This is a genomic window from Candidatus Eisenbacteria bacterium, from assembly GCA_026388185.1.
Lineage (GTDB): Bacteria > Eisenbacteria > RBG-16-71-46 > JAFGJU01 > JAFGJU01 > JAPLKG01.
This window is the reverse complement of the sequence record JAPLKG010000010.1, coordinates 90,937-112,021: the sequence shown is the minus strand read 5'-3', so window position 1 is coordinate 112,021 and position 21,085 is coordinate 90,937. Positions and strand designations below refer to the sequence as shown.

Here is a 21,085-nt window from a genome sequence, read left to right as displayed (position 1 = left end):
GGCCAATTAGTTGTGTGCGATGTGCTAGCAGTGGGATGTTCGATCAATCGTAGGTCGGCAATGGCCCGACGGTTTTGAATGGAATCGCGCTACGGTCAGTGAACCAGAGAGGCAGTTCTTAGGCAAGAGAAATCGACCGGCGTACAGTTCTAAGTAGTGTAATCAAGTGACTAGATATCTGTGTTATAATAAAGCGGTTAGCGATGGCATGCGGCAGCCAAGAGAATGGCGAGCTAACCAAGCAAGGCTTCGAAGACGAACCTCTGGTACAGCGCCAGTCCGTCCTCAAATACCTGAGGGGCACTCTTCGCTCTTTTCCTCCGGCTATTTGGAAGACGATTTTGGATAGCCAACTGTTTGGCCCATGATAATTACCTGTTGAGGTCTCAATTTCAATACGTCGGCCATTTTTGCCTTGTCTACAGAAGTACGTGTAACGACGGCCAAGCCAGCCGCGGCTCCGTAGAGGTAAACATTCTGCGAGCAGTGCCCGGCACCTATGGCCGCCGTCACTACTTGTTCCTCATGATTCTTGAGGAAGTCGAATTTGGAGATGTCGGAAACGTAGATCAGGTTTAGCGGCGCCGCACCGACGTAGGGCTGCGTGCCGGCATTCCGGCGGTAGTCACCCGAGACAACGGGGACGAGCTCATGTTTCTTGGCTTCGTAAAGATATATCCCCTCTTTCAGTATCACATAAAGATCCACGTCCTGCTTATTCATGGCCGAAGGGCTTGTGCGTCCTCCCGTTTCTGGCCTGTTGACCCCGTTGGCGCACCAGAGAATGTTGGACAGGTCCTGTAGACTGAGTTCCTTCTCGGAAAACTCCCTGTTGCTTTTCCTATCCTTTACTGCCTGCATAAATAGCTTGTCGTTCTTCAGAGCAACGGTGGGAAGCTTGATACTTTGTAACTCTTGTGCGTCCACAACGCCTCCAGTGAAAATCAAAACTGATAGCAGGGCCATGATTGATGTTACATGTTTCATTTCGTCCACTCCTAGCCTGTGATCCTACCTTGAAGACACTGCGCGGCTTTTTCCGGGGGCTCCTTATCCGTCACGGCCGCCGAGCTCGGCTCCCCTACTCTTTATTTGCATGCGAGTAAACGGGTCTATGTCCAACAGCGATTATACGGTAGAACCCGGGTGAGGCAAGCGAAAAGCCGAACCGTCGCGCCGCACCGCTGACAATTGCTCTCTGATTGTGCAAAAACGCGTGGCGACGGGAGACTGAGCCCCTCGAAACCCACATTTGCTCCTCGATAGAAACTAACAACGTCAAGAATCCCTGATAGTTAAAGAGACTCAGGTATTGTGACAGGAATGGCATGCCCCTTGCAATCAGTAGGAGATCGAGATTAACGTGTACGGCGGAAAAACGGAGAGGAGGGAAAGATCATGAGGTTTCTGAATAACGTCCTGACCAGCCGCAAAGGCGCTGCGACAACCGAATACGCCCTGCTTGTGGCTCTAATCGCTGTTGCAATGATTGGAGCGATAATCCTGCTGCGCGACGAGCTGATTCGCACTCTTACGGCGGTCGCATCTGCTCTGACTGGAGTCTGATTCGCTCCAAGAATTCGCTCCAAGAGACGGCGTTCCAAGTAGCGGGGTGAACTATCCGTCCTTTCCTATTTCAGCCGGAACTGCTCCGGACGTGATTTCAGGACGTTCCTGAGCCAGTTCTCGGGATAGCCTTTCTCACTCGGACGCCCGGTTTCGTCCTTCACGTAGCCGTCGTTATATTTCGTTATCAAATGCTCACCCAATTCCCTCCAGCGCGCCACCACTGATTCCGCCTGGGTGACAGAGTAATTCGTGAGGTAACGAGTCACGAGTTTCGAATCCGACTTGGCGAGATCGGCCGCCGTCTTCTCCACGACGGGTTGCAAAGCCAGAAATGTCTTCTCTGCGTCACTTTGAGTCGTCTTAATCTCGACTATCATGTCACAATATCTCAAGTTAGCATAATTGGCGACGAGATTGAACACCCACCAGGCGGAGTCCCACGAGAACTCGTCCAGGCTGCCAGTCGCAAACGACTTCGGAACAGAATCGATGCAGCAGTACAGCGGTACGTAGCACGTCGTGTAGGTGTCATCGACCCCGTACCAGAGGACGCCGCCGACCGGGTCTGGAAGCCACGACCGCGATTGGGAAACGAAGGAGAATCCCGTCTGCTGTGTCGAAATGGGACGTTCCCACGCGTATTCGACGCTGTCAACCGTCCACGTTATTGGCCTCGAGCGGATTGGTGCGCCGTAGGGACCTGCATCGATACCCTCTGTCATGTCGTAGTCGGTTCCTTCATAGTGATCACGCATGAGGGTGAACACGTCAGCCGTCGACAACTTGTTGTCAGGTTTTATCCACAGAGGATATGGTTGGGTTCTCTCCACAGCTCTGTGATAGTCCGGCGAGAGGTTTGCCGACGGCGCTGCCCGGCGGAATATGCTCCACACGCGCGCGTCAGCGTAGCGCTGATTCTTTGGCGTGGACGGACAATAGATGTCGCAAAATCGGAATGGTCCGCCGGATCTTGGATTGTAATAGCCTTTCTCTACTGCAAACGAGACGACGTTGCCAGAATGAAGACAGTTTTCCGGATCGTTCAGGGGGAACCCGCCGATTCGGGCCTTGTTTGCATGGCACGATATGTAGCCGTCCGGGACCTTGACTGCGACCCACACGGCTCCGTGCCCACCCGGACCGGGCCCAATCATCTCCAGTATCCAGGCCTCCTTCGGATCGGCGATCGAAAACGATTCGCCGGTCGATCGATAACCGTAATCACCAACTAGATCGGTCATGACCTTGACGGCTTCTCTGGCCGTTCTGGCTCGCTGCAAGGCCAGCTCAATCATGGTCCAGTAGTCCAGGAGCCCCTCGGGGTTATGAAGTTCTTCCCGGCCGTCGAAGGTGGTTTCACCGATGACCAGTTGGTGCTCGTTCATCAAACCTACGTAGGCGTAAGTGTGCGCGACTTGTTTTATCTTGCCCAGGACGCGCCCTTCCCAATCGGTGATTTCAAGCGAATCTCCAGGCTCGTAGTAGGCTGCCGGGGCGTGTCTCAAGTGAGGGTGGAACTCGCCATCACAGGTGTAGGTAATCATGACTGAGCCGTCCACCGTGGCCCCCCTTGTCACCAGAAGGCTGGTACATGCCTTTGTCCCCGGCGCGGCCACAAGCCCACTTACAAGAATGTAAGTGCACAGGTAGATCGTCGAGACAAGAAATCGGTGCTTAACGGTAGAGACAAACAATCGGTCCTGCATGGTCAACCTCATTGCTCTCTTGCGAGCGAACATGCCCAAGGATTCAAGCGCCGCCTCAAACTTGCAGGGGCCGGCGGTTGGCCAGCCCCTCGGTTTTGCTTCTAAGAATTGTTCCGGAGAGTTAACGCTTCTTCCTGATCGACTCACTTCAAGAGAACCATCTTCTTCGTCTCAACGCGACCCGGTGCCCTCAGCTCGCACATATACACACCAGAAGCGACCGGCACACCAATATCGTCGCGTCCGTCCCAGGTGACATCATAACGCCCGACAGCTCTCACCCCCTCTGCAAGCGTCCTCACGGGCCTCCCCGCTACGTCATACACTCGCAACTCAACCCACCCGGGACTCGCAATGGCAAACCGAATTACGGTCACAGGGTTGAACGGGTTGGGATAGATTGGACCCAATCCGGCAACGACTGACGGGCTGGATTTCTCCTCAACTCCCGTCGTGGCAAACATCCAAACGGCGAACTCGGGGCGATCGATGAACGGATTGCGGTTGTCCTGCAGAGCATAGACGGCACTGTTTCTGTCGATTTCTTTTTGACTGACCGGATCTTCTGTGTGCCAGTCCAGAAACATGTCAATCGCCCAGGGCAGAAGCTCCGCGCCGTCCGTCATCGGCCCTCCCGGCCATCCGGCATCCTCCGAATAATACCGCGTCGACATGTAGAAATACGTGCGTGCAACGTCGCCTTTGAACTCATCGATCGGCTCAAAAACGGTTTCCGTGTATCCAGGATATGAGCAAGGTCCTCTCTTGCTGCCGTTGAGTGACGTCCATTCGGGCAACATCACTTCTCCGTAGGGGTAGGCACCCCGGTTACCGTTGACGTGCGCGTCGCATGGATACAAGGCAAAGAGGTCTGAGTACATTGGCGTCACCTCACCTCCGAACCAGCTCTTCGGCCAGGAATGCTCGCGGGTATATCCCGTGCCCTCTTGGCCTCCAACGCCTCCTTGGTCGACGCCGAACGTATACTCATACGGCGAGGTTCCACCGGGAACGTCCGAGTAGATGTCCCATACTTTTCCGTTTGGCTTGTCATCCGTCGTTTGGAAAGCGGTCCACGCGTAATCGTAGCTATGCACGGTATGGTTCTTGATAATTTCGTGAAGCGCCGCCTTCAATTGCTCACCAGTAAGACTTTCAGCGCTGTCGTAGTATCCTTCGGGAATGTCGTTGTCGGTGAAGACGAAAACAGCACTGACGTCAACCATGACGTTTGCGTAGAGATCGGCGACTCCGCTGATTCTTAGCGTGTGATCGCCCGCCGACATGGGCAGCACCGTCAAGAGGACCTGATCGGAATGATCGTAGCTGATTTCTGCGTCTCTAACGGCCAGCTCATCGATCGTGTAATGGGCGTTCGTCTCTGCACTGGTCTGCTCCACTGCTTCTGAGAATGTCACCAGGAGGGTCGTGTCGCTCGTTGCAGCGGCGGTAAAGATGACTGGAGGTGACTCGTCTCCAGTCCACACCACGTCGTTTGCGTCCCTTGGTTCTATCTTGAAGTAACTGTTGACGTAAGTGACGGGTCCGACCACGGTGTACGACGAACCGAGTGTAGGGGAAAAGTTGTACGACAGATCATCCACGCGACCGGGGCCGCTTCCGTCGTTCACTTCCCATTCGCCGAATCCCAGTGCTGGAGCCGTGCATGCGGCATTCACGATCTCGACGAGCACGCCCTCGTACGCCTCTGAGCAAGCAGCCGCTGTCGATACTGTAACGGCGTCGGGCAGGGCGTCCGCCAAAGAGCTGCTCACCATCACGGCGTCCACAAGAAGCGTGTTGCCTGCGTTCCCTGAGCCGTCGCTCTCCGTGACCCGGCCTCTGACTGTCACAGAGTCTCTGACCGAAGGCTCTGCCGTGCTCCGCACCCACATGCCGTTCCAAGGTCCGCTCCCGTCTTGTATGACAAAAGAAGAACCGTATTGCGCCGTTACAATCCCTCGCGTTATGACTTGGTAGCCGTCGTAGGGAGAACCGGGTAACTCTCCTTGTATTTCATGAATGGCAAGATCGTAGGGCAGCGAGTAACTCCGAAGCTCGGACAAACTCATCGCCGGCAAATCGCTGCTCGCCTGGATTCTAAAGAAGACCGTCGTGCCTTCGGGCTGAGAGGGTATCGGCATGTCCGTCTTATAAGTGCTTCCCAGCAACAGTGACATGCCTATCTCGTTGGGAAGTGAGGACCCCGTCGTTCCCCAGAACAGCAAGACAGACGCAATGTTCGCTGTCGAATCAATGACGTCAGCCAAGACGTGTATTCCAACTCCTGCCAAAGGAGAGGCGGGATCCGTGATGATATCCGAAATGGAGGGACCCGCTGGAGGAGGGGTCGCATTGTGAACACCGGGACTACCGTCTGTTGCGAGATTCACGGGCGTCGAGGTCCACTCCGAGGGGGTGTAGGTCGTGTTGGGTGCGCGGACATCGGGTTTTCTCACATAGTCGGCGTTCTCGAACGCGGTCCCGTTGACCACAACGTAGTCGATGATGGTCCCGCTTGCATTGAGCAACTTGGCACCATCGCCAACCTTTCCGTTCCAATTTCCGTTGTTTGCCGACCACGCGTCGTTCGGAAAGGCTACCGGAAACACCGTGACTGTGACCTGATCACCTGCAACCAGGGCCTCGCCGGGACCGACGAGCCCGAAGAGTTGCCAGCTAAACTCTTCGACACCGTTACCCATCGCCACCAACGACCAGCCGGCAAGGTCAACGGCGGCACTACCCGAGTTGTAGATCTCGATGAACCTGTCCGTCGCGTAGTTGTTCCGGGGATCGCACATCTCGGAGATAAGCACATCCGACGCGGCACGCGAAGGCGTGAAGCCCGGAACCAGCAGGGCAACAGCAAGTAGGAGGATTATGGTGGAAACTCTGGATGTATTCACAACAGAAATTATATCACATCCTGTAGGTTTCCTCAAGGAGGTCGGCCGGCATAACACTGATCTGTCATGGGCGCCAGTCCGAATGTGAGTAGACAAAATCTGAATGTTCATTCAGAATACCTTGTGCGCCAACCGCCCAGTTCGGTTGGCCTTTCCCGGAGGAATCGTGAGCAAGCCACATGACAACACGAGCGACGTGCCCGCGAAGAAGACGCGGGTCACCAACACCGTTCTGGATCTGGGCGGGCTTCTCGGGCTCAGCGAAGACGGCGCCTACGCGCGGTTGCGGCAGGAGGGGCCGAACGAGCTTCCGGTGCAGAAAAAACGGAGCCTGTTGACCATCGGCCTCGAGGTCGGTCGTGAACCCATGTTTCTCATGCTCGTCGCTGCGGGGGGCTTGTACCTCTTCATGGGCGAGCTGGCCGACGCCCTAATGCTCCTGGGCTTCGTGTTCGTTGTAATGGCCATCACCATCATCCAGGAGCGGCGCACGGAACGAGCACTGGAGGCACTGCGAGATCTGTCGAGCCCTCGGGCCCTCGTCATTCGTGACGGCATGCATCGGCGCATTGCAGGGCGCGAAGTGGTGAGGGGCGATCTCGTTATCCTTTGCGAGGGCGACCGCGTCCCCGCGGATGGTCTCCTGCGACGAGGCATCAATCTTTCGACGGATGAGTCGCTCCTGACGGGAGAGTCCGTTCCGGTCAGGAAGGTCCCGTCGGTCGAAGCCCGGGCACTCGACAGGCCAGGCGGCGACGATCTGCCCTCGGTGTTTTCCGGAACCCTGGTCACCGCCGGACAGGGCATTGCTGAGATTTTGGCGACAGGCCTGCGTTCAGAGCTCGGCAGGATCGGCAAGGCGCTGGAGCAGGTCGAGCCAGAGCCGACCCTTCTGCAGAAGGAGACACGGCGCCTGGTCCGCACCTTCGCCATTGTGGGGCTCATGGCCTGCGCTCTCGTGGTGCTGGCCTTCGCGTTCACGCGCGGAGGCGGTGCCGACGTCTGGAAGCAGGGTTTCCTCGCCGGCATTGCGATGGCCATGGCCACGCTCCCCGAGGAGTTCCCGGTCGTGCTGACGGTCTTTCTGGCGCTGGGCGCGTGGCGGATCTCCCGAAGCAACGTGCTCACGCGGCGGATGCCGGCGGTCGAGACGCTTGGGGCCGCGACGGTCCTCTGCGTCGACACGACGGGCACCCTCACGCAGAACCAGATGACCCTGCGCAAGCTCGCGGTGTCCGGCAGCGTCATCGACCTCGCGACGCTCCGTGGCGGGCTCCCGGAGGAAATGCACGGCCTCCTCGAGAACGCGATTCTGGCGAGCAAGCGCGACCCCTTCGATCCGATGGAGCGGGCGCTGCACGTGGCAGGAGACAGGCTAATCAAGGACACGGAGCACCTGCATTCGGGTTGGTCGCTGACACGCGAATACCCGCTGACGCCCGGTCTGCTGGCGGTGAGTCACGCCTGGTGCACCGGGAACGGCGACGAGGTGGTGGCGGCGGCGAAGGGCGCGCCCGAGGCCATCGCGGATCTCTGCCATCTGACTCCGGCGCAACGCGAATCGCTGTCGCGGGACGTGGCGACCCTGGCGTCCCAGGGCCTTCGAGTTCTTGGCGTCGCGCGAGGAGTCACGTGCCAGGGAAGCCTCCCCGATGAGCATCACGACCTTTCGCTCGAGCTCGTTGGCTTGCTGGGGTTCGAGGACCCGCTGCGGCCAACCGTGCCGGCCGCGGTCGCTGAGTGCCAGGCCGCCGGAGTTCGCGTTGTGATGATCACGGGTGACTATCCCGTGACCGCCCAGAGCATCGCCCGCCAGGCGGGGCTTGCGAACTGTGAGACGGTGATCTCCGGGCCCGAGCTCGACCTGATGTCTAACGAGGATCTGGCACAACGGATTCGGGACGTGCAGGTCTTTGCTCGGGTTGTTCCCGAGCAGAAGCTGCGCATCGTCAACGCTCTCAAGGCAAACAGGGAGATTGTCGCCATGACCGGCGACGGGGTCAACGACGCCCCGGCGCTGAAGGCAGCGCACATCGGTATCGCCATGGGCGGTCGCGGAACGGACGTGGCTCGCGAGTCCGCGTCACTCGTGCTGCTGGATGATGACTTTTCGTCCATCGTCGCGGCCATTCGTCTCGGACGGCGCATCTTCGACAACATCAAGAAGGCCATCGCTTTCATCCTGGCGGTGCATGTGCCCATTGCGGGCCTGTCGATGATTCCGGTTTTCTTCGCCGACTGGCCGCTCCTCCTGTTGCCGGTCCACATCGTGTTCCTGGAGCTGATCATCGACCCCTCGTGCTCCCTCATCTTCGAGGCCGAGGATGCCGAGGCCAACGTGATGCAGCGGCCGCCCCGGAGCCCTGATGAGCGGCTCTTCTCGACGCGGACGATCGGAGTCGCGGTGATGCAGGGGCTCAGCGTTCTTGTGGTCTGCCTGGGCATCTTCCTGCTCGCTCGCGCCGACCATTCCGCCGAGGCCGCCCGCGCGCTGACGTTTGCAACCCTGGTCGTGGCCTTTATCGTTATCATTCTCGTAAACCGATCTTGGACAAAATCCATCTTTGCGGTGCTACGTGTCCCCAACCCGGCGCTGCGATGGGTGGTGCTCGGTGCATGCGCCTTCCTCGCGGCGGTTCTTTTGGTCCCGTTCGCGCAACGACTCTTTCACTTCGCACCGCTCCACGCGACGGATCTCATCCTCAGCCTTGGGGCCGGGTCGGTCTGCGTCCTGTGGTTCGAAATGGTGAAGCTCGCAACGCGGCGCAAGGCGGCGTGAGCATGAGCCTTCAGGTTGCAATGCGGCAAGAAACGCTTGCATCGGCAGTGATGGGATTTTAGAATCGGGGCGAAGCCGATCGGCTGTGGCCAGAGACTTGTCAACTCTTGTGAGGAAAGGACGTAGATCCATTGGAAGAATCCAAGGCCGGACGAAACCGTATATTTGCTCGTTTTAAGGGCGGAAAATTGCTCAAGGGATACACTCACGATTTCAAACCAGTGGCAGAAACATTTCACCTTGTAGACCAGGGAGGCGTTGTCCACGAAATCAAGTGTAGTGATCTCAAAGCAGTCTTCTTCGTCAAATCATTTGAAGGTAGAAAAGAGTACGTCGAAAAGAAGAGATTCGAAGAAGTGGATTGTACTGCCCTTCGAGGGTTGAAGATCAGATTGGAATTCTCTGACGGAGAGGTGATCAGAGGATTCAGCCTTGGCTACAGCAAGGATCGCAAGGGCTTCTACATTACCCCCCTCGACCCGGCTGGCAACAACGAGAGGATGTACGTCATCGCCGACGCTTTACGAGATGTGAAGGTCGGCAGCGCTGCCGAGAAATAGGTCACGTTAGACGGATACGCAAACGCGGCACGGTAGGTGAAACGGCCTTGAGGGCAGTTCGACTTCGAAGGCGGATCAACTTTGAAAGCGAAAAGTGGTGGACGCGAACCTGGTTCGCGTCCACCACTAGGCTAGTCCACGACTCGCACTATTCGACCGTGAATGAAATCGTCTGCGCCACCCAGACCCCGACGGGGGTTTCTCGCTGCAACGCGGGTGTGAACTTCCACTTCATGACGGCCTCAGTTGCCGCCTCTTCAAAACCCAGTCCCTTGGGATCGGCCTTGATTATCTTGGCCTGTTTCACGTCGCCTTTCTTGTCAACGTAGAATTGAACTATGACTTTCCCGCCAACGGCAGCTTGCCGGGCCATTTCCGGATAAACAGGCTGCACTCGCTTCACAAGTTGCGGCGGTTGCTCGAAGGCAATGAAGACGTCAGAACCGGGGATCTCGTTCTCGTTGGGGATTTCGCCCCTGATTTGAATGTTCTCCCCCGCTCCAAGTCTCGCCAGCGAATCCACGCGCGCGTTCAGCATCTTCGAGAGCTCTTCCTGTGACTGAATCTGCGGCTCCTCGGGCGCGACCTCCGCTGCCACGGGTTTGGGAATCGCAGCCGCAGCCAACTTGGGCTGTGCGATTCTCAGCGACGGAGCGAGTTCCTCTCCGCTCAACGTTGGTGGTTGACCCAGGTTCGACGGATCAAGATAAATCACGTGCGACGGCGGGGGGACTTTCCGGTTTTCTATATAGAGGGTGATGTAATAACTACTGACGGCAACAACATGAACACCCACGGAAATCGCCAGGCCTATCAGCATGAATTTCTGGATGAAACGCCTTATGGCGAAGCCGCCTATGTGGCCCTCGTTTGGCATTGTGAAAGAAGCTGCTGTGCTCATTGTTATACCTTTTTAGGGACCGATACGCGGTATTTACAGCCTAGAGACCTTGACCCTTGAGTCCCAGCAAGGAGTCATCCGACGCGTCGAATCTCAGTATCGAGAATCGAGTCGTCTTGGCCACGTTGAATTCGTCCAGCAGATTCACCATGGTGGCGTACTTGGCCTTTCTGCTGATCTTTGCGACGATGGTCAACTTGTCGCCGCTCGCGGCTTTCCGTTCATCCAAAATGCCGCGAAGCTCGTCCCAAGACGTCGTCTGGGGTTTGTCAAAGCCCACATTGAACCACAACGAATCCGGTGGAGCCACGCGCAAGTAGAGCAGATTCCTTTCGTTCACTTCGGCTTCACCGGCCGCCTCCGGCGGCAGGTTGATCTCCATTGCCTGAGGCAGACGGAAAACCGTCGTCACCATGAAGAATATGAGCAGCAGGAATGCCACGTCCACCATAGGCGTCATGTCGATGCGAATGGCAACTCGCCCTTTCTTCTTCTTGCCACCTCCACCTCGCGACGATCCTGAAGGGGTATCTACAGCGCCCATTTTAATCCTTCTCTAGTTCTGTGACTATGTTGAAGCGGTTCATGTTGAGCTTTTGCAGAATCCCCATGACGTCCTCAACGTAGCCGTATTCAGCGTCTTTGTCAGCCTTGAGTATCAGCCGGATTCTCAGATTTTCGAGACGCGCCTGCATGATCTTGTCGCCGAGTTGATCCGGCTGGAAATCCACGGATCGCAACGCGCCTTCCTCGTTTGGTTTCATGAATCCTATCTGCTGATCCAATCTCGGAGCCCCCAAGCTCATGTTGATCTTGTTGTCCTTGGATACAGAAACGATCAGAATATCCGACTCGGGAAGCTTCAAGTTCGAATGCGAGCCGGGTAGATTTATCTGCACATTCTCGGGCGGCTTGAATTGTGTGGTGGACATGAAGAAGATCAGCAGAAGAAAGGCCACGTCCACCATGGGCGTCATGTCGATCTTGACGCCCAGACGTTTTTTTGTCGGGCGTGCCACGGCTTACTGTGCCTCCTTCTCCTTGAGAATTTCCATAAACATGAAGGCGCCTTCGTCAACGGAATAGTTGAAGCTGTCCACCAGGTTGACGAAGATGTTGTAGGCAACGATGCCCAAAATCGCCGCAAAGAGCCCGCCGGCCGTATTGATCAGGGCTTCGGAAATACCCACGGCGAGCTGAATGGCGTCAGGCGATCCCTGATGAGCCATGGCAGCGAAGCAACGGATCATGCCGATCACCGTTCCCAGCAACCCGATCATGGTCGCAATCGAAGCGATCGTGGATAGAGCGAAGAGGTTTCTCTCGAGGAAGGGGATCTCAAGGAGACGCGCTTCCTCAATAGAGCGCTGCGTCTCAGCCAATCTCTTGTCGCCGGTGAGCTTCATCTTGACACCGCGTAGATAGGCCTCCACGCCCGCCTTCAGAACGGCCGCGGCCGAACCGCGTTGCTTGTCGCAAATCGTCGCGGCATCCTCAAACTTGCCTTCGTTGACCGCCATGATAAAGCTGCGGTAGAAATCGGGGATCGGAGCGCTGCCGCGCGCTTTCTTCAGAGTCAAAATACGCTCGACGATGTAAGTGATTAGCATGAGAGTGATGGCTATCAAGAGAACTACCAGGGGACCACCCTTTCTGATGAAGTCCGGCAGGAAGAACTTGTAGACGACCACCGCTACTACGAGGGTGATCACAAGCAAGAAAACGGTGAACAACGACTCCTTAAGTTTCATGTTTCCCTCCTGTGCGTTCCTATTGTAGCAGATACACTCGCAATGCTGTTATTGTTTTTGTAGACTGAGTTCCTGTAATCCCCTCCTTTGCGTCCTCACTGCAATTGCTTTTTTCTTGCTCTAACTTTTCCGATCGTCTCCAGTCCTGTGCGCGCATCCTTGTTGTTGGGATCGTACTGCAGGGCGCTACGAAAAGCTCGTTCCGCCGTGCCGTAATCCTCCATATAGTAAGAAGCCTGTCCGTACGCCAGCCAGTAATTGGCGTTGGTGGGCTGCAACTCAGTGGCACGTTTCAGATTGGCCGCGGCACTGGACCAATTCTCCTCTTTAAGAAAGAGGAAGCCGAGCCCGCCGTAGGCGTCACCCTGCGCAGGATCCAATTCAACGGCGGCCTGGAATTCCAGCTTGGCTGCCTTGGTCGAATCCGCAAAAATCAGAGTCTGCGCCAGCATCGTGTGAACGGACGCCCTGGTGGGATCCAATTCGTTGGCTCGCCGCAGGTTGGCGACTGCGTCCCGGTACATTTCCTTTTTCAAGTAGCAGTATCCCATGTAGAAGTATGCCGCCGAGGACGTGGAGTCCGCCTGAATCTTCTTGTCGAAGTAAACAATCGCCGAGTCGTACCGATCCGAGTTAAAATAAGTCATTCCTAGAAGGTAAGCCAGACGGTTGTTTGCCGGTACCAGCTCGTATCCTTTTTTCAGATAGACGGCCGCGGAATCGTAAAGCGCCTGAGCGTCCACGCCCCTCACCGCCATGTTGTAGTATGATTCTCCCAGCAGGGCGTAGTCCGTCGGTTCTGCCTTCGGCGGCTCCGTAATGACCTTCAGTACTTCCACGGCGCGATCATATTTTCTCAGATCAAAACTGTTGGCCGCCAGCGACCGCGCGGTAGAGAGCTCGGTCGGTTTCAGGCCGTAGGCCTTCTCAAGGTATACTTGCGCTTCCTCCGCCTTCCTGAGGGCGCGCAGTGTCTGACCGTATATGCTGAAAAGGAAGAAATTGTCTTCTTTGGCCGTCTGCAATGCCACCTGTAGTTCCTGCAGGGCCTGCTCATATTTCTCGGCGTAGAAATACAGTTTGCCGATCTGGTAGCTCACGTTCGGGAATTCTGGATCTATATCACGCGCCTTCTTAAACTGCGCCAGCGCTTCGCTGTATTGCTTCATGTCCATCAGGACGCTCGCCAGTCCATAATGCACCGACGCGTCGGTGGAATCGAGAGCCAGGGCAGTCAGAAAATTCTCCCTGGCCAGAGGAAGTACTCTCTTTTCCTCATACAATCGAGCAAAGGCAACGTAGAAACGAGGCTGCCCAGGATCGTTCTCTATCGCCCGCGAGAATTCCACCATTGCATCGGCCTGTTGTCCGCGCGCCTGAAACAGAAGCCCCTGACAGTAAGCAAATGCCGCCACGTCGGGTTTTGTCTGCTGTTCTGTTGAGCGAGCCGAAGAGGCCAGTCTCGAGTAAGAGGACGCAGCCTGATCACGTTTTGTCTGCTGGGCCAGACCGGGCTTCTTCTGCCGGGCAGTGTCCAAGATCTTCTGCACGCCTACGGTGTCCGCCCTTGCGAAGAGCAGCTCAACGAGGCGCATCATGGCTTGAGGATGGATCGGATCAGATTCCAGCACCCCACGCCAATGCGTGATCGAGGCCGCGGTGTCCTTCTGAGCCAGGGTGACCTCTGCGGCCAACCAGTGCGCTCCTGTGTCTTTGGGTTTCTTGCTCAAGACGTTGTCCGCCTCTTTCAAAGCGTCAGCGTATCGCTTCTCCCCGAGGGCTCTCCAGCCTCCCGACGGTTCAGGATTTCCTGCCGCCCAGAGCGGAACGGAAGCGGTCAGACAAAGCGCCAGAGCTATCATGTGGGTAAGAATTGTTTTCATTCTCATGATCCTATTTTACATGTTGTGCAATTGGTCCGCAACAGGTTTTGCATAATGCTTGGCAACATGTCTTGCTGTCATCATTCTCCGTTAATTGACCGACGACATCTATTTGTGATCTCCAGCGGGCGGAAGCGTAACGACACGGGCAGGAACCATCTCCGGCAGGAAGCCCTGGTCTGCGATGACGCGCTGACCGGCATTTGAAGCCAAGAAGGAAAGAAATCCGGACGCCAAATCCGTCCTATCTGCAATTGTATAATAATAGAGGCGTATTCTAAAGGGATATTTGCCTTCCTGTAATGTACCAATGTTCGCCGCCACCGGATCTGCCAGGAGTGGATCGTGCCAACGGAGTTTCTTCACCTTGGGGTCGTAAATCGGCCTGCCGACAAAACCCAGAGCATCCGGATCTTCTGCCACGCGCTCGAGAACCAGACTGTCAGACGGCCAGTAGTACGCGTTGACCTCGCTCAAGGAAGGGCCGAAGAAACTCTCCAGCACGTTCCAGGCTCCGTCCCCCAGCGGCGGAAGATAAATGTTGATCTTCCTGTCGGGACCACCCAACGCCTTCCACGACGTCACGCGGCCGGTCAGAATCTGGATGGCCTGCAGAGAATCGATAACGCTCGCGGAATTCTGTGGATTGACTATCCACGTTGCAACGGTGCTGCCCAACACGAAGGAATAGATGTGCCTACGCGTGTTGATTACGGCCAGCGATTCGGCCTCCGAAAGGGGGCGATCGAAGTAGGCGGCGTCTGTCCGCCGGTAGATCAAAGAATCGATAATCGCACGCGAATTCAAGGGATATACATTTATGTTGGCCTCTTGATAGAGGCGATTGAACTGGTCTGCTCCCGACTGAATGACAGACTCAATGGCGGGGCTCACAAAGATTGCCAGGGAACCGGTGGTAGGCGTCGACGCCTGCTGTCTTCCCTTTTTCGCACAGCCGACCACGGCGGTCAGTGGAAACGCGAAAAGGAAGACCAGAACGACACTCAACGCTGCGAGCGATCCGATTCGGACCGGTGCGACGGACGATTTCTTGGTCCGGGATAAAAGGCCAGGCCGCATCGATAAACACCCATTAGCACAAGAACCAGGCCGACCATCAGGCGTAGATAACCAGCCTTGGGCAGTGCCGGAAACATGCTCCCCATCCAGACAGCGATCCCGATCCCAATAAAAGCGACGCCAAGGATCAGGTAAATCGCGGTTCGCATACCAAGAGAATACACCAGAACTCGGAGCGACACACTGGATTTTCGAAACAGTAAACAAAAATAATACGAGCCCGCATTACCGGTCAAGTGAAAAATGGAGCCAACCTCTCGGCGGCATTGTCGGGCTCGTTTGGGCTCGCGCTGGCATACTCACGGAGACGCTCCGGCCTTGGGCTCAATCTCGATTTCGAAGAGCTTGGGCCAAAGCTTGCCCGTGACAAAGAGCCTTTTCTTGTCCTTGTCGTAAGCGATGCCGTTCAGAACGTCGACCGGGTAAATCTTGTCGTCGTCAGTCAACAGTCCTCCCAGCTCTATCCAGCCTTCCACTCGACCCGTCGCTGGAGAGATGATCGCGACCCGTTCCGATTTCCAGACGTTCGCGTATATCTTGCCCTCCACACATTCAAGCTCGTTCAATTGGGTCACGGCAAGGGTGTCGTCGTGGACTTCGATGGAATCGACCTGTTCGAGAGTGATTGGGTCCCAGAAGCGCAGCATCGACGTTCCATCGCTCATGATTAGACGAGCCCCGTCGTACGTAATGCCCCAACCCTGGGTCGGGTACTGAAACGTGCCAAGCGAATCGAAGCTTACCTTGTCGTAGATAAAGCCTACGCACGACTTATATGTCAGTTCAATAATCCTGTCTCCGTGAATCGCGATCCCTTCGCCAAAATACGTGGAAGGTAACACGTGCTTCTGGAGTACTTCGCCGGTCTCGAGCTCCACCTTTCTTATCGACGAGCCTCCGTAACCGCCCGTTCCCTCATACAGGAAACCGTCTTCGAAAACGAGCCCCTCGGTGAGCGCATTTCTATCGTGAAGATACACGTTAACGACCTTGTAGGTGTAAATGGTCACCGTGGTGTCCGAAAAGCTGGTGTCGTCTGGGCTCGACGAGATTACGGGCGTGCAAGAATGCGAGCAGGAGGTGGAAAGCGCGTATGGAGTGAGGAGAAACGCGAAAATGAATGCTGTTGCTCGGCGGCGCACTGTGAAGCCTCCCTCAAGATTGGCAAGTACTCCGAACACACCCATAACATTATCACAAGCCGGCCATTCCTGCCTCTGATGATTTTCCGCCAACCCTGCCTTGCATTGATACCCGCCGCACAGTAGAATTCACGTCATCAGTTGCTCTTCGTGAATCGAGATGAAGAACCGTTGGAACCGAAGGAACGAAATGGCCATGACTGAGAATCAGAAGCACACAGAGAGCAATTCCGAGCCGGAACGTGATTCGGCGCAGCGAGTTGGTTTCGCGCATCAGGACGGCCCGGCGCAGAGGGCCTTCGTAAGAAAGAAACGCTTTGTCATCCCGCTGCTCATTCTGATTCTCGCTTCCGTAGCCGTCGCGTTGTACTGGCGTCTATACTTGAGCGGCTACGCTTCGACCAACAACGCCTACATAGACGGAGACCCGGTCACGGTAAGCTCGAAAATCCTGGGTCGCGTCACTCAGCTGACGGTAAACGAAGGGGACGCTGTCGAAGAAGGTCAATTGCTGGTCCAGCTCGGCGACACCGACCTCAAAGCCCAGGAGACTCAATCAAAGGCCGGCCTCGAATTAACCCTGCAAAGCGTCTCCGTTGCCAAGATAGGTCTCGACCGCGCGAGGAGCGATTTTGAGCGGGCTTCAATGCAGAATAGAGACGGCATAATCACGAGTGAGCAATACGATCACGCACGGCAGGCACTGGAGATGGCCGAAGCCCAGTACAAGGTTGCACTGAGTCAGGTCAACAACTCGAGAGCACAGTTGGGGATAGTCGAGACGCAACTGAAGAATACGAGTATCGTGGCACCCGCATCGGGCCTCGTGGCCAGGAAATGGGTGATGCCGGGTGATATCGCGCAGCCGGGCCAACCGATTTTCACCATATATGACTTGAACAACATCTGGATCACGGCCAATTTTGAGGAGACCAAGCTTGCATCGATCCATCTCAATGACCCGGTCCGGATATCCGTGGATGCGTATCCCGACCGAGAGCTTACGGGCAGAGTTCTTCTGATCGGAGCGGCCGCCGCCTCAGAATTCTCGCTGATTCCTCCTAACAACGCGTCCGGGAATTTTACGAAGGTCACGCAGCGAGTACCCGTGAAGATATCGATAGAAAGTCCGAACCACGGAAAGAATCCGAACCGGATTTCCCTTTTGCCCGGGATGTCGGTGGAAGTCAAGATCCGCGTCATTCCAAAATGACCCGGTCAAATCTGAATGATCCATGAGAATTGCAGCCTGGTCACAGTTTCGTAAGAGACTCCTCGAAGAATACCCTTACCTCAGGCCGGACAATCCGACTTACCGTTGGCTGGTCCTGGCGGGAGTCATGATCGCCACATTCATGGCGGTCTTGGATGCCACAATAGTCAACGTCGCACTCTCCAACTTGATGTCCACCTTCGGCGTCTCCGTGGACAAGGTGGAGTGGGTCCTGACGGCGTACCTGCTGGTATTCGGCGTCATGCTGCCCTCTTCAGGTTGGCTTGCAGATCACCTCGGCTACAAGTTGGTTCTCATTCTGGGATTGTCTCTCTTTACACTGGGATCGTTCCTCTGCAGCATCGCCTGGAGTCTGAACGCCCTCATAGCGTTCCGAGTCGTGCAGGGGGCCGGAGCGGGCGTGTTGATGCCTGTCGGGATGGCGATCGTGACCCGGGAATTCCCTCCCGAAAAGAGGGGAATCGCCCTGGGGTTCTGGTCCATAGCGGCATCGGCTTCCGTTTCACTCGGGCCGACTGTCGGCGGATACCTGATCGATCATTTCTCCTGGCACACCATATTCGACGTGAATATCCCCATCGGAATTTTTGGCCTGATCGCCCTTCTCGTGATTCTGCGCGAGTTCAAATCCGAGACTTCGCGGTCGTTCGATCTCGTGGGCTTCATTTCTCTCTCGACTTTTCTCACCGCGCTGCTTCTCGCTCTGGCCAACGGGAATTCCTCTTGGAACACTGGGGGGTGGACCTCCGACTACATTCTCACTTGCTTTGCGGTCGCCGCCGTCGGCCTCCTGATATTCTTGACCACGGAATTGACCGTGGAGCACCCGCTGATCGAACTGGGTCTGTTCAAGAATTTCAATTTTGCCGTCAGCAACGTGGTCGTATTCATGTTTGGGTTGGGAATGTTCGGGAGCACTTTCCTCTTACCGATATTTCTGCAGAATTCGCTCGGGTACACCCCTTTACAGGCGGGACTCGTGTTCTTGCCGGTCGGATTCCTGCAGGGACTGGTGTCGCCACTCGCCGGTTTTTTCTCCGACCGGTATAACCCCAAGATTCCCCTCATCCTGGGTCTTCTTCTCATGGCCTACACGTTTTATCAATTCGGCTTTCTTTCCTACCTCTCGGAAAAGGGAGACATCATGCTCCCGCTTTACTTGAGAGGAATCGCCATGGGCATACTGTTCACTCCCCTGACGACCATTTCCATCTCCGAGATCCCGAATCGCAAGATGGCGCAGGCCTCCGGGTTGCTCAATGTGATTCGCCAACTGGGAGGAAGTTTCGGAGTCGCAGTATTCGGGACCATTCTGACGCGAAGGACGATTTTCCATTCCACCACGTACGGAGAACAAATAAACACGTCTTCCGACAGTCTTCAACAGACGATGATGAGGCTCCAACACTTTGCCGTGACCAAGACTGGTGGGACGGCGAGCGCGGCCGCGATCAAGGCCAAGGCGCAAATCGCGTCATTTGTCGCCAACCAGTCTTTCATCAGCGCCGTGGATGACGTCTTTCTTATTGCCGCAGTCATCGTCTTGATCAGTGTTGTGCCCGTCTTCTTCCTGAGGACGCACAAGTCCAGAAGGGCACAGAGAGGGCAAGCATGGGGTACAAAATGAGATTCAATACTCCTTTCACTGTGATCTCCTCCGGCCGTCCTTCGAGCGTGGCTGGGCTTCGGTGTAACATGATCTTCAACAATCTTCTCGTTGCGATCGGTTCTGTGCTAATGGCTTTTTCCGCTGCTGCTGCTCCTTCGGCTTCCATGTCGGTGTCGGCTTCGGCGTCGACTTCTTGCTCGGCGTCCGTGCCCGGGCTGTCTTCGGGGCAGACGTCGATTCCAGATTCTCTTACACTGGAACAAGCCGTCAGTCTGACGATGTCGACTCACCCCGCCCTCGCACAGGCGCGGGAGGGAGTCGCCGCGGCCGAAGCACGGGTCAGATCGAGCCGCAGCTCAAGTTATCCGGACCTATCGCTCTACGGGGCCTACACTCGCATCGGCCCGGTGTCCACGATGGAACTCCCTTATCAGGAGCCCATTAAACTGGCTCCCGAAAACAATTACGACGTTCATTTGGGACTTCGAGAGACTCTCTACGACTTCGGCAGGAACACGACGTCCGTCAAACTGGCTCAGTCCGGACGGCAGGTCGCCAGTGATTACGTTGAACAGGTCAAATCCAATCTCGCATACAGGACTATTGCCGCGTTCAACTCAATCCTTATTTTGAGACGAAGCGTTGCCGTCTTGGACGAGGAGCTTGAGGCCCTCGATCAACATCTCGATGTCAGCAGAAGCAAAGTCAGAGCCGGCACTGCCACGGACTTCGACGTGCTGACCACCCAGGTAAGGATCGCCGCGGTCAGAAACGAAAGAATCGACGCGGCCAATACTCTCGAGAGTCAAGAGATACTGCTCAGACAATTGACTGGTCTGCCTCCCGACCAACCGGTGCGACTGAAAGGCGATTTCGACCGCGTCACTTTGTCGTTGGCTTCGGATTCCCTCTCGCGAGCGGCTTTGCAGCAACGACCGGAGATGATCACGTCGAGGGACGCAGAGAACAGCGCTTCTCTGCAGGTCCGCCTCTCCTCTCTCGGCGACAAACCGTCGCTTGCGTTGAGCCTCACATCCGGTTTCAAGAACGGCTATTTCGCCGAACTGAACACGGCAAAGGCTAATTTCTCGGCGGGCGCACAACTACAGTTCCCGATATTCAACGGCAATCGAACTCGACATCAGAGGAACGAAGCTGAGGCGAATCTTCGTTCGACCAGAGCGCGCACGGAGGATCTCGAGCGGCAGATCATAGCCGACGTGCAGCAGGCAACGGCCGGCGCAAAGGCCGGCCTCGAGAAAATCGATAACGCAGAGGTGCAGGTCAGGCAGTCCGAGGAAGCGGTCTCCATGGCCAAGATCAAGTATGAAGCCGGAGTAGTCACCAATCTTGACCTGCTCGATACCCAGACCACGCTCACGCAGGCAAGGCTGAATTACCTCCGTGCGCTGTACAACTACACGGTAAGTCTCGTCGCGGTCGACAGGGCTACTGGAAAGAAAGTCTGGTAGACGAGGGCCGGGAAAACTGTGCAAGCCCCGGATCATTCCGTTAGGAGCGAACATGAGTCTCCGTTTCGTAGTCCACGAACACCATTCCTCCCGTCTTCACTTCGACTTCCGTCTTGAAATGGGCGGAGTCCTTCGGTCGTGGGCCATTCCCAAGGGACCGTCGATGAATCCCTCAGAGAAGCGGCTGGCCATTCAAGTCGAGGATCACACTCTGGCGTACATCGACTTTGAAGGCACAATACCGGAGGGCGCGTACGGAGCAGGCCGGGTGGTCATATGGGACTCTGGAGACTACAAGCTACTTGAACAGAGAAAAGACATGATTGGTTTCTCTTTGGCAGGAAGAAAGCTCAGAGGAGGGTTCGCGCTGGTACAACTGAAGGGTCGCGGCAAAGGAAACGAGTGGCTTCTGATAAAGCAGAGGGACGAATACGCCGATCCCGATTGGAAACTTGAGACCAGCGTGAAGCCCCGGGGTAAGTGAATCCTC

At 56.0% G+C, this 21,085-nt stretch carries 17 protein-coding genes; 7 read left to right on the top strand and 10 right to left on the bottom strand.

Annotated elements, in window-relative coordinates; all coding sequences use genetic code 11:
* Nucleotides 1–324: 324 nt before the first annotated feature.
* A complete protein-coding gene (locus NTX17_05615; protein ID MCX5800849.1) occupies nucleotides 325–987 on the bottom strand; it encodes a SagB/ThcOx family dehydrogenase in 663 nt (220 codons plus the stop codon).
* Between the two features lie 411 nt (nucleotides 988–1,398).
* On the opposite strand from NTX17_05615, the gene NTX17_05610 reads away from it, so the two are divergent.
* Nucleotides 1,399–1,566, top strand: coding sequence for a Flp family type IVb pilin (locus NTX17_05610; GenBank protein ID MCX5800848.1), 168 nt, complete (start codon nucleotides 1,399–1,401; stop codon nucleotides 1,564–1,566).
* A gap of 65 nt (nucleotides 1,567–1,631) precedes the next feature.
* Here the strand turns inward: NTX17_05610 and NTX17_05605 are convergent, their stop codons facing one another.
* Together NTX17_05605 and NTX17_05600 are read right to left on the bottom strand one after the other, a co-directional pair.
* The gene (locus tag NTX17_05605; protein ID MCX5800847.1) at nucleotides 1,632–3,275 is read right to left on the bottom strand and encodes a C69 family dipeptidase; all 1,644 of its coding nucleotides are present in this window, start codon (nucleotides 3,273–3,275) and stop codon (nucleotides 1,632–1,634) included.
* Between the two features lie 143 nt (nucleotides 3,276–3,418).
* Nucleotides 3,419–6,184: an endonuclease gene (locus NTX17_05600; GenBank protein MCX5800846.1), complete on the bottom strand. Its 2,766-nt coding sequence runs from the start codon at nucleotides 6,182–6,184 to the stop codon at nucleotides 3,419–3,421.
* 232 nt (nucleotides 6,185–6,416) lie between these two features.
* Between NTX17_05600 and NTX17_05595 the strand changes: the two genes are divergently transcribed.
* Nucleotides 6,417–8,963, top strand: coding sequence for a cation-translocating P-type ATPase (locus NTX17_05595; GenBank protein ID MCX5800845.1), 2,547 nt, complete (start codon nucleotides 6,417–6,419; stop codon nucleotides 8,961–8,963).
* A 131-nt stretch (nucleotides 8,964–9,094) separates the two neighbouring features.
* Complete coding sequence (locus tag NTX17_05590) at nucleotides 9,095–9,523, top strand: hypothetical protein (protein ID MCX5800844.1); 429 nt, start codon at nucleotides 9,095–9,097, stop codon at nucleotides 9,521–9,523.
* Nucleotides 9,524–9,671: 148 nt separating this feature from the next.
* Here NTX17_05590 and NTX17_05585 read toward each other — a convergent pair whose 3' ends face one another.
* The 7 genes from NTX17_05585 to NTX17_05555 all read right to left on the bottom strand — a co-directional run bounded on the left by NTX17_05585 (nucleotide 9,672) and on the right by NTX17_05555 (nucleotide 16,280).
* The gene (locus NTX17_05585; GenBank protein MCX5800843.1) at nucleotides 9,672–10,400 is read right to left on the bottom strand and encodes a TonB family protein; all 729 of its coding nucleotides are present in this window, start codon (nucleotides 10,398–10,400) and stop codon (nucleotides 9,672–9,674) included.
* Between the two features lie 64 nt (nucleotides 10,401–10,464).
* Nucleotides 10,465–10,968, bottom strand: a complete 504-nt coding sequence (locus tag NTX17_05580; GenBank protein ID MCX5800842.1) for a biopolymer transporter ExbD — start codon at nucleotides 10,966–10,968, stop codon at nucleotides 10,465–10,467.
* A gap of 1 nt (nucleotide 10,969) precedes the next feature.
* Entirely contained in the window at nucleotides 10,970–11,443 is a 474-nt protein-coding gene (locus tag NTX17_05575) for a biopolymer transporter ExbD (protein ID MCX5800841.1), read from the bottom strand.
* Nucleotides 11,444–11,446: 3 nt separating this feature from the next.
* Nucleotides 11,447–12,175, bottom strand: coding sequence for a MotA/TolQ/ExbB proton channel family protein (locus NTX17_05570; protein ID MCX5800840.1), 729 nt, complete (start codon nucleotides 12,173–12,175; stop codon nucleotides 11,447–11,449).
* Between the two features lie 95 nt (nucleotides 12,176–12,270).
* Nucleotides 12,271–14,058 carry a tetratricopeptide repeat protein gene (locus NTX17_05565; GenBank protein MCX5800839.1) on the bottom strand — a complete coding sequence of 596 codons (1,788 nt, stop codon included), beginning with the start codon at nucleotides 14,056–14,058 and terminating at the stop codon, nucleotides 12,271–12,273.
* Nucleotides 14,059–14,166: 108 nt separating this feature from the next.
* A complete protein-coding gene (locus NTX17_05560) occupies nucleotides 14,167–15,138 on the bottom strand; it encodes a substrate-binding domain-containing protein (GenBank protein MCX5800838.1) in 972 nt (323 codons plus the stop codon).
* Nucleotides 15,139–15,437: 299 nt separating this feature from the next.
* Nucleotides 15,438–16,280 (bottom strand): glutaminyl-peptide cyclotransferase, encoded by an 843-nt coding sequence (locus NTX17_05555; protein ID MCX5800837.1) that lies wholly within the window; start codon nucleotides 16,278–16,280, stop codon nucleotides 15,438–15,440.
* A gap of 190 nt (nucleotides 16,281–16,470) precedes the next feature.
* Between NTX17_05555 and NTX17_05550 the strand changes: the two genes are divergently transcribed.
* From NTX17_05550 to NTX17_05535, 4 genes are read left to right on the top strand one after another with little or no spacing between them, the layout of a single operon-like run.
* A complete protein-coding gene (locus tag NTX17_05550; GenBank protein MCX5800836.1) occupies nucleotides 16,471–17,493 on the top strand; it encodes an HlyD family secretion protein in 1,023 nt (340 codons plus the stop codon).
* A 22-nt stretch (nucleotides 17,494–17,515) separates the two neighbouring features.
* On the top strand, nucleotides 17,516–19,141 hold the full coding sequence (locus tag NTX17_05545; GenBank protein ID MCX5800835.1) for a DHA2 family efflux MFS transporter permease subunit: 1,626 nt from the start codon (nucleotides 17,516–17,518) through the stop codon (nucleotides 19,139–19,141).
* A complete protein-coding gene (locus NTX17_05540; GenBank protein ID MCX5800834.1) occupies nucleotides 19,126–20,595 on the top strand; it encodes a TolC family protein in 1,470 nt (489 codons plus the stop codon). The genes NTX17_05545 and NTX17_05540 overlap by 16 nt, the downstream gene beginning before the upstream one ends.
* A gap of 52 nt (nucleotides 20,596–20,647) precedes the next feature.
* Nucleotides 20,648–21,079 carry a 3'-phosphoesterase gene (locus tag NTX17_05535; protein MCX5800833.1) on the top strand — a complete coding sequence of 144 codons (432 nt, stop codon included), beginning with the start codon at nucleotides 20,648–20,650 and terminating at the stop codon, nucleotides 21,077–21,079.
* The last annotated feature ends 6 nt before the right edge of the window (nucleotides 21,080–21,085 follow it).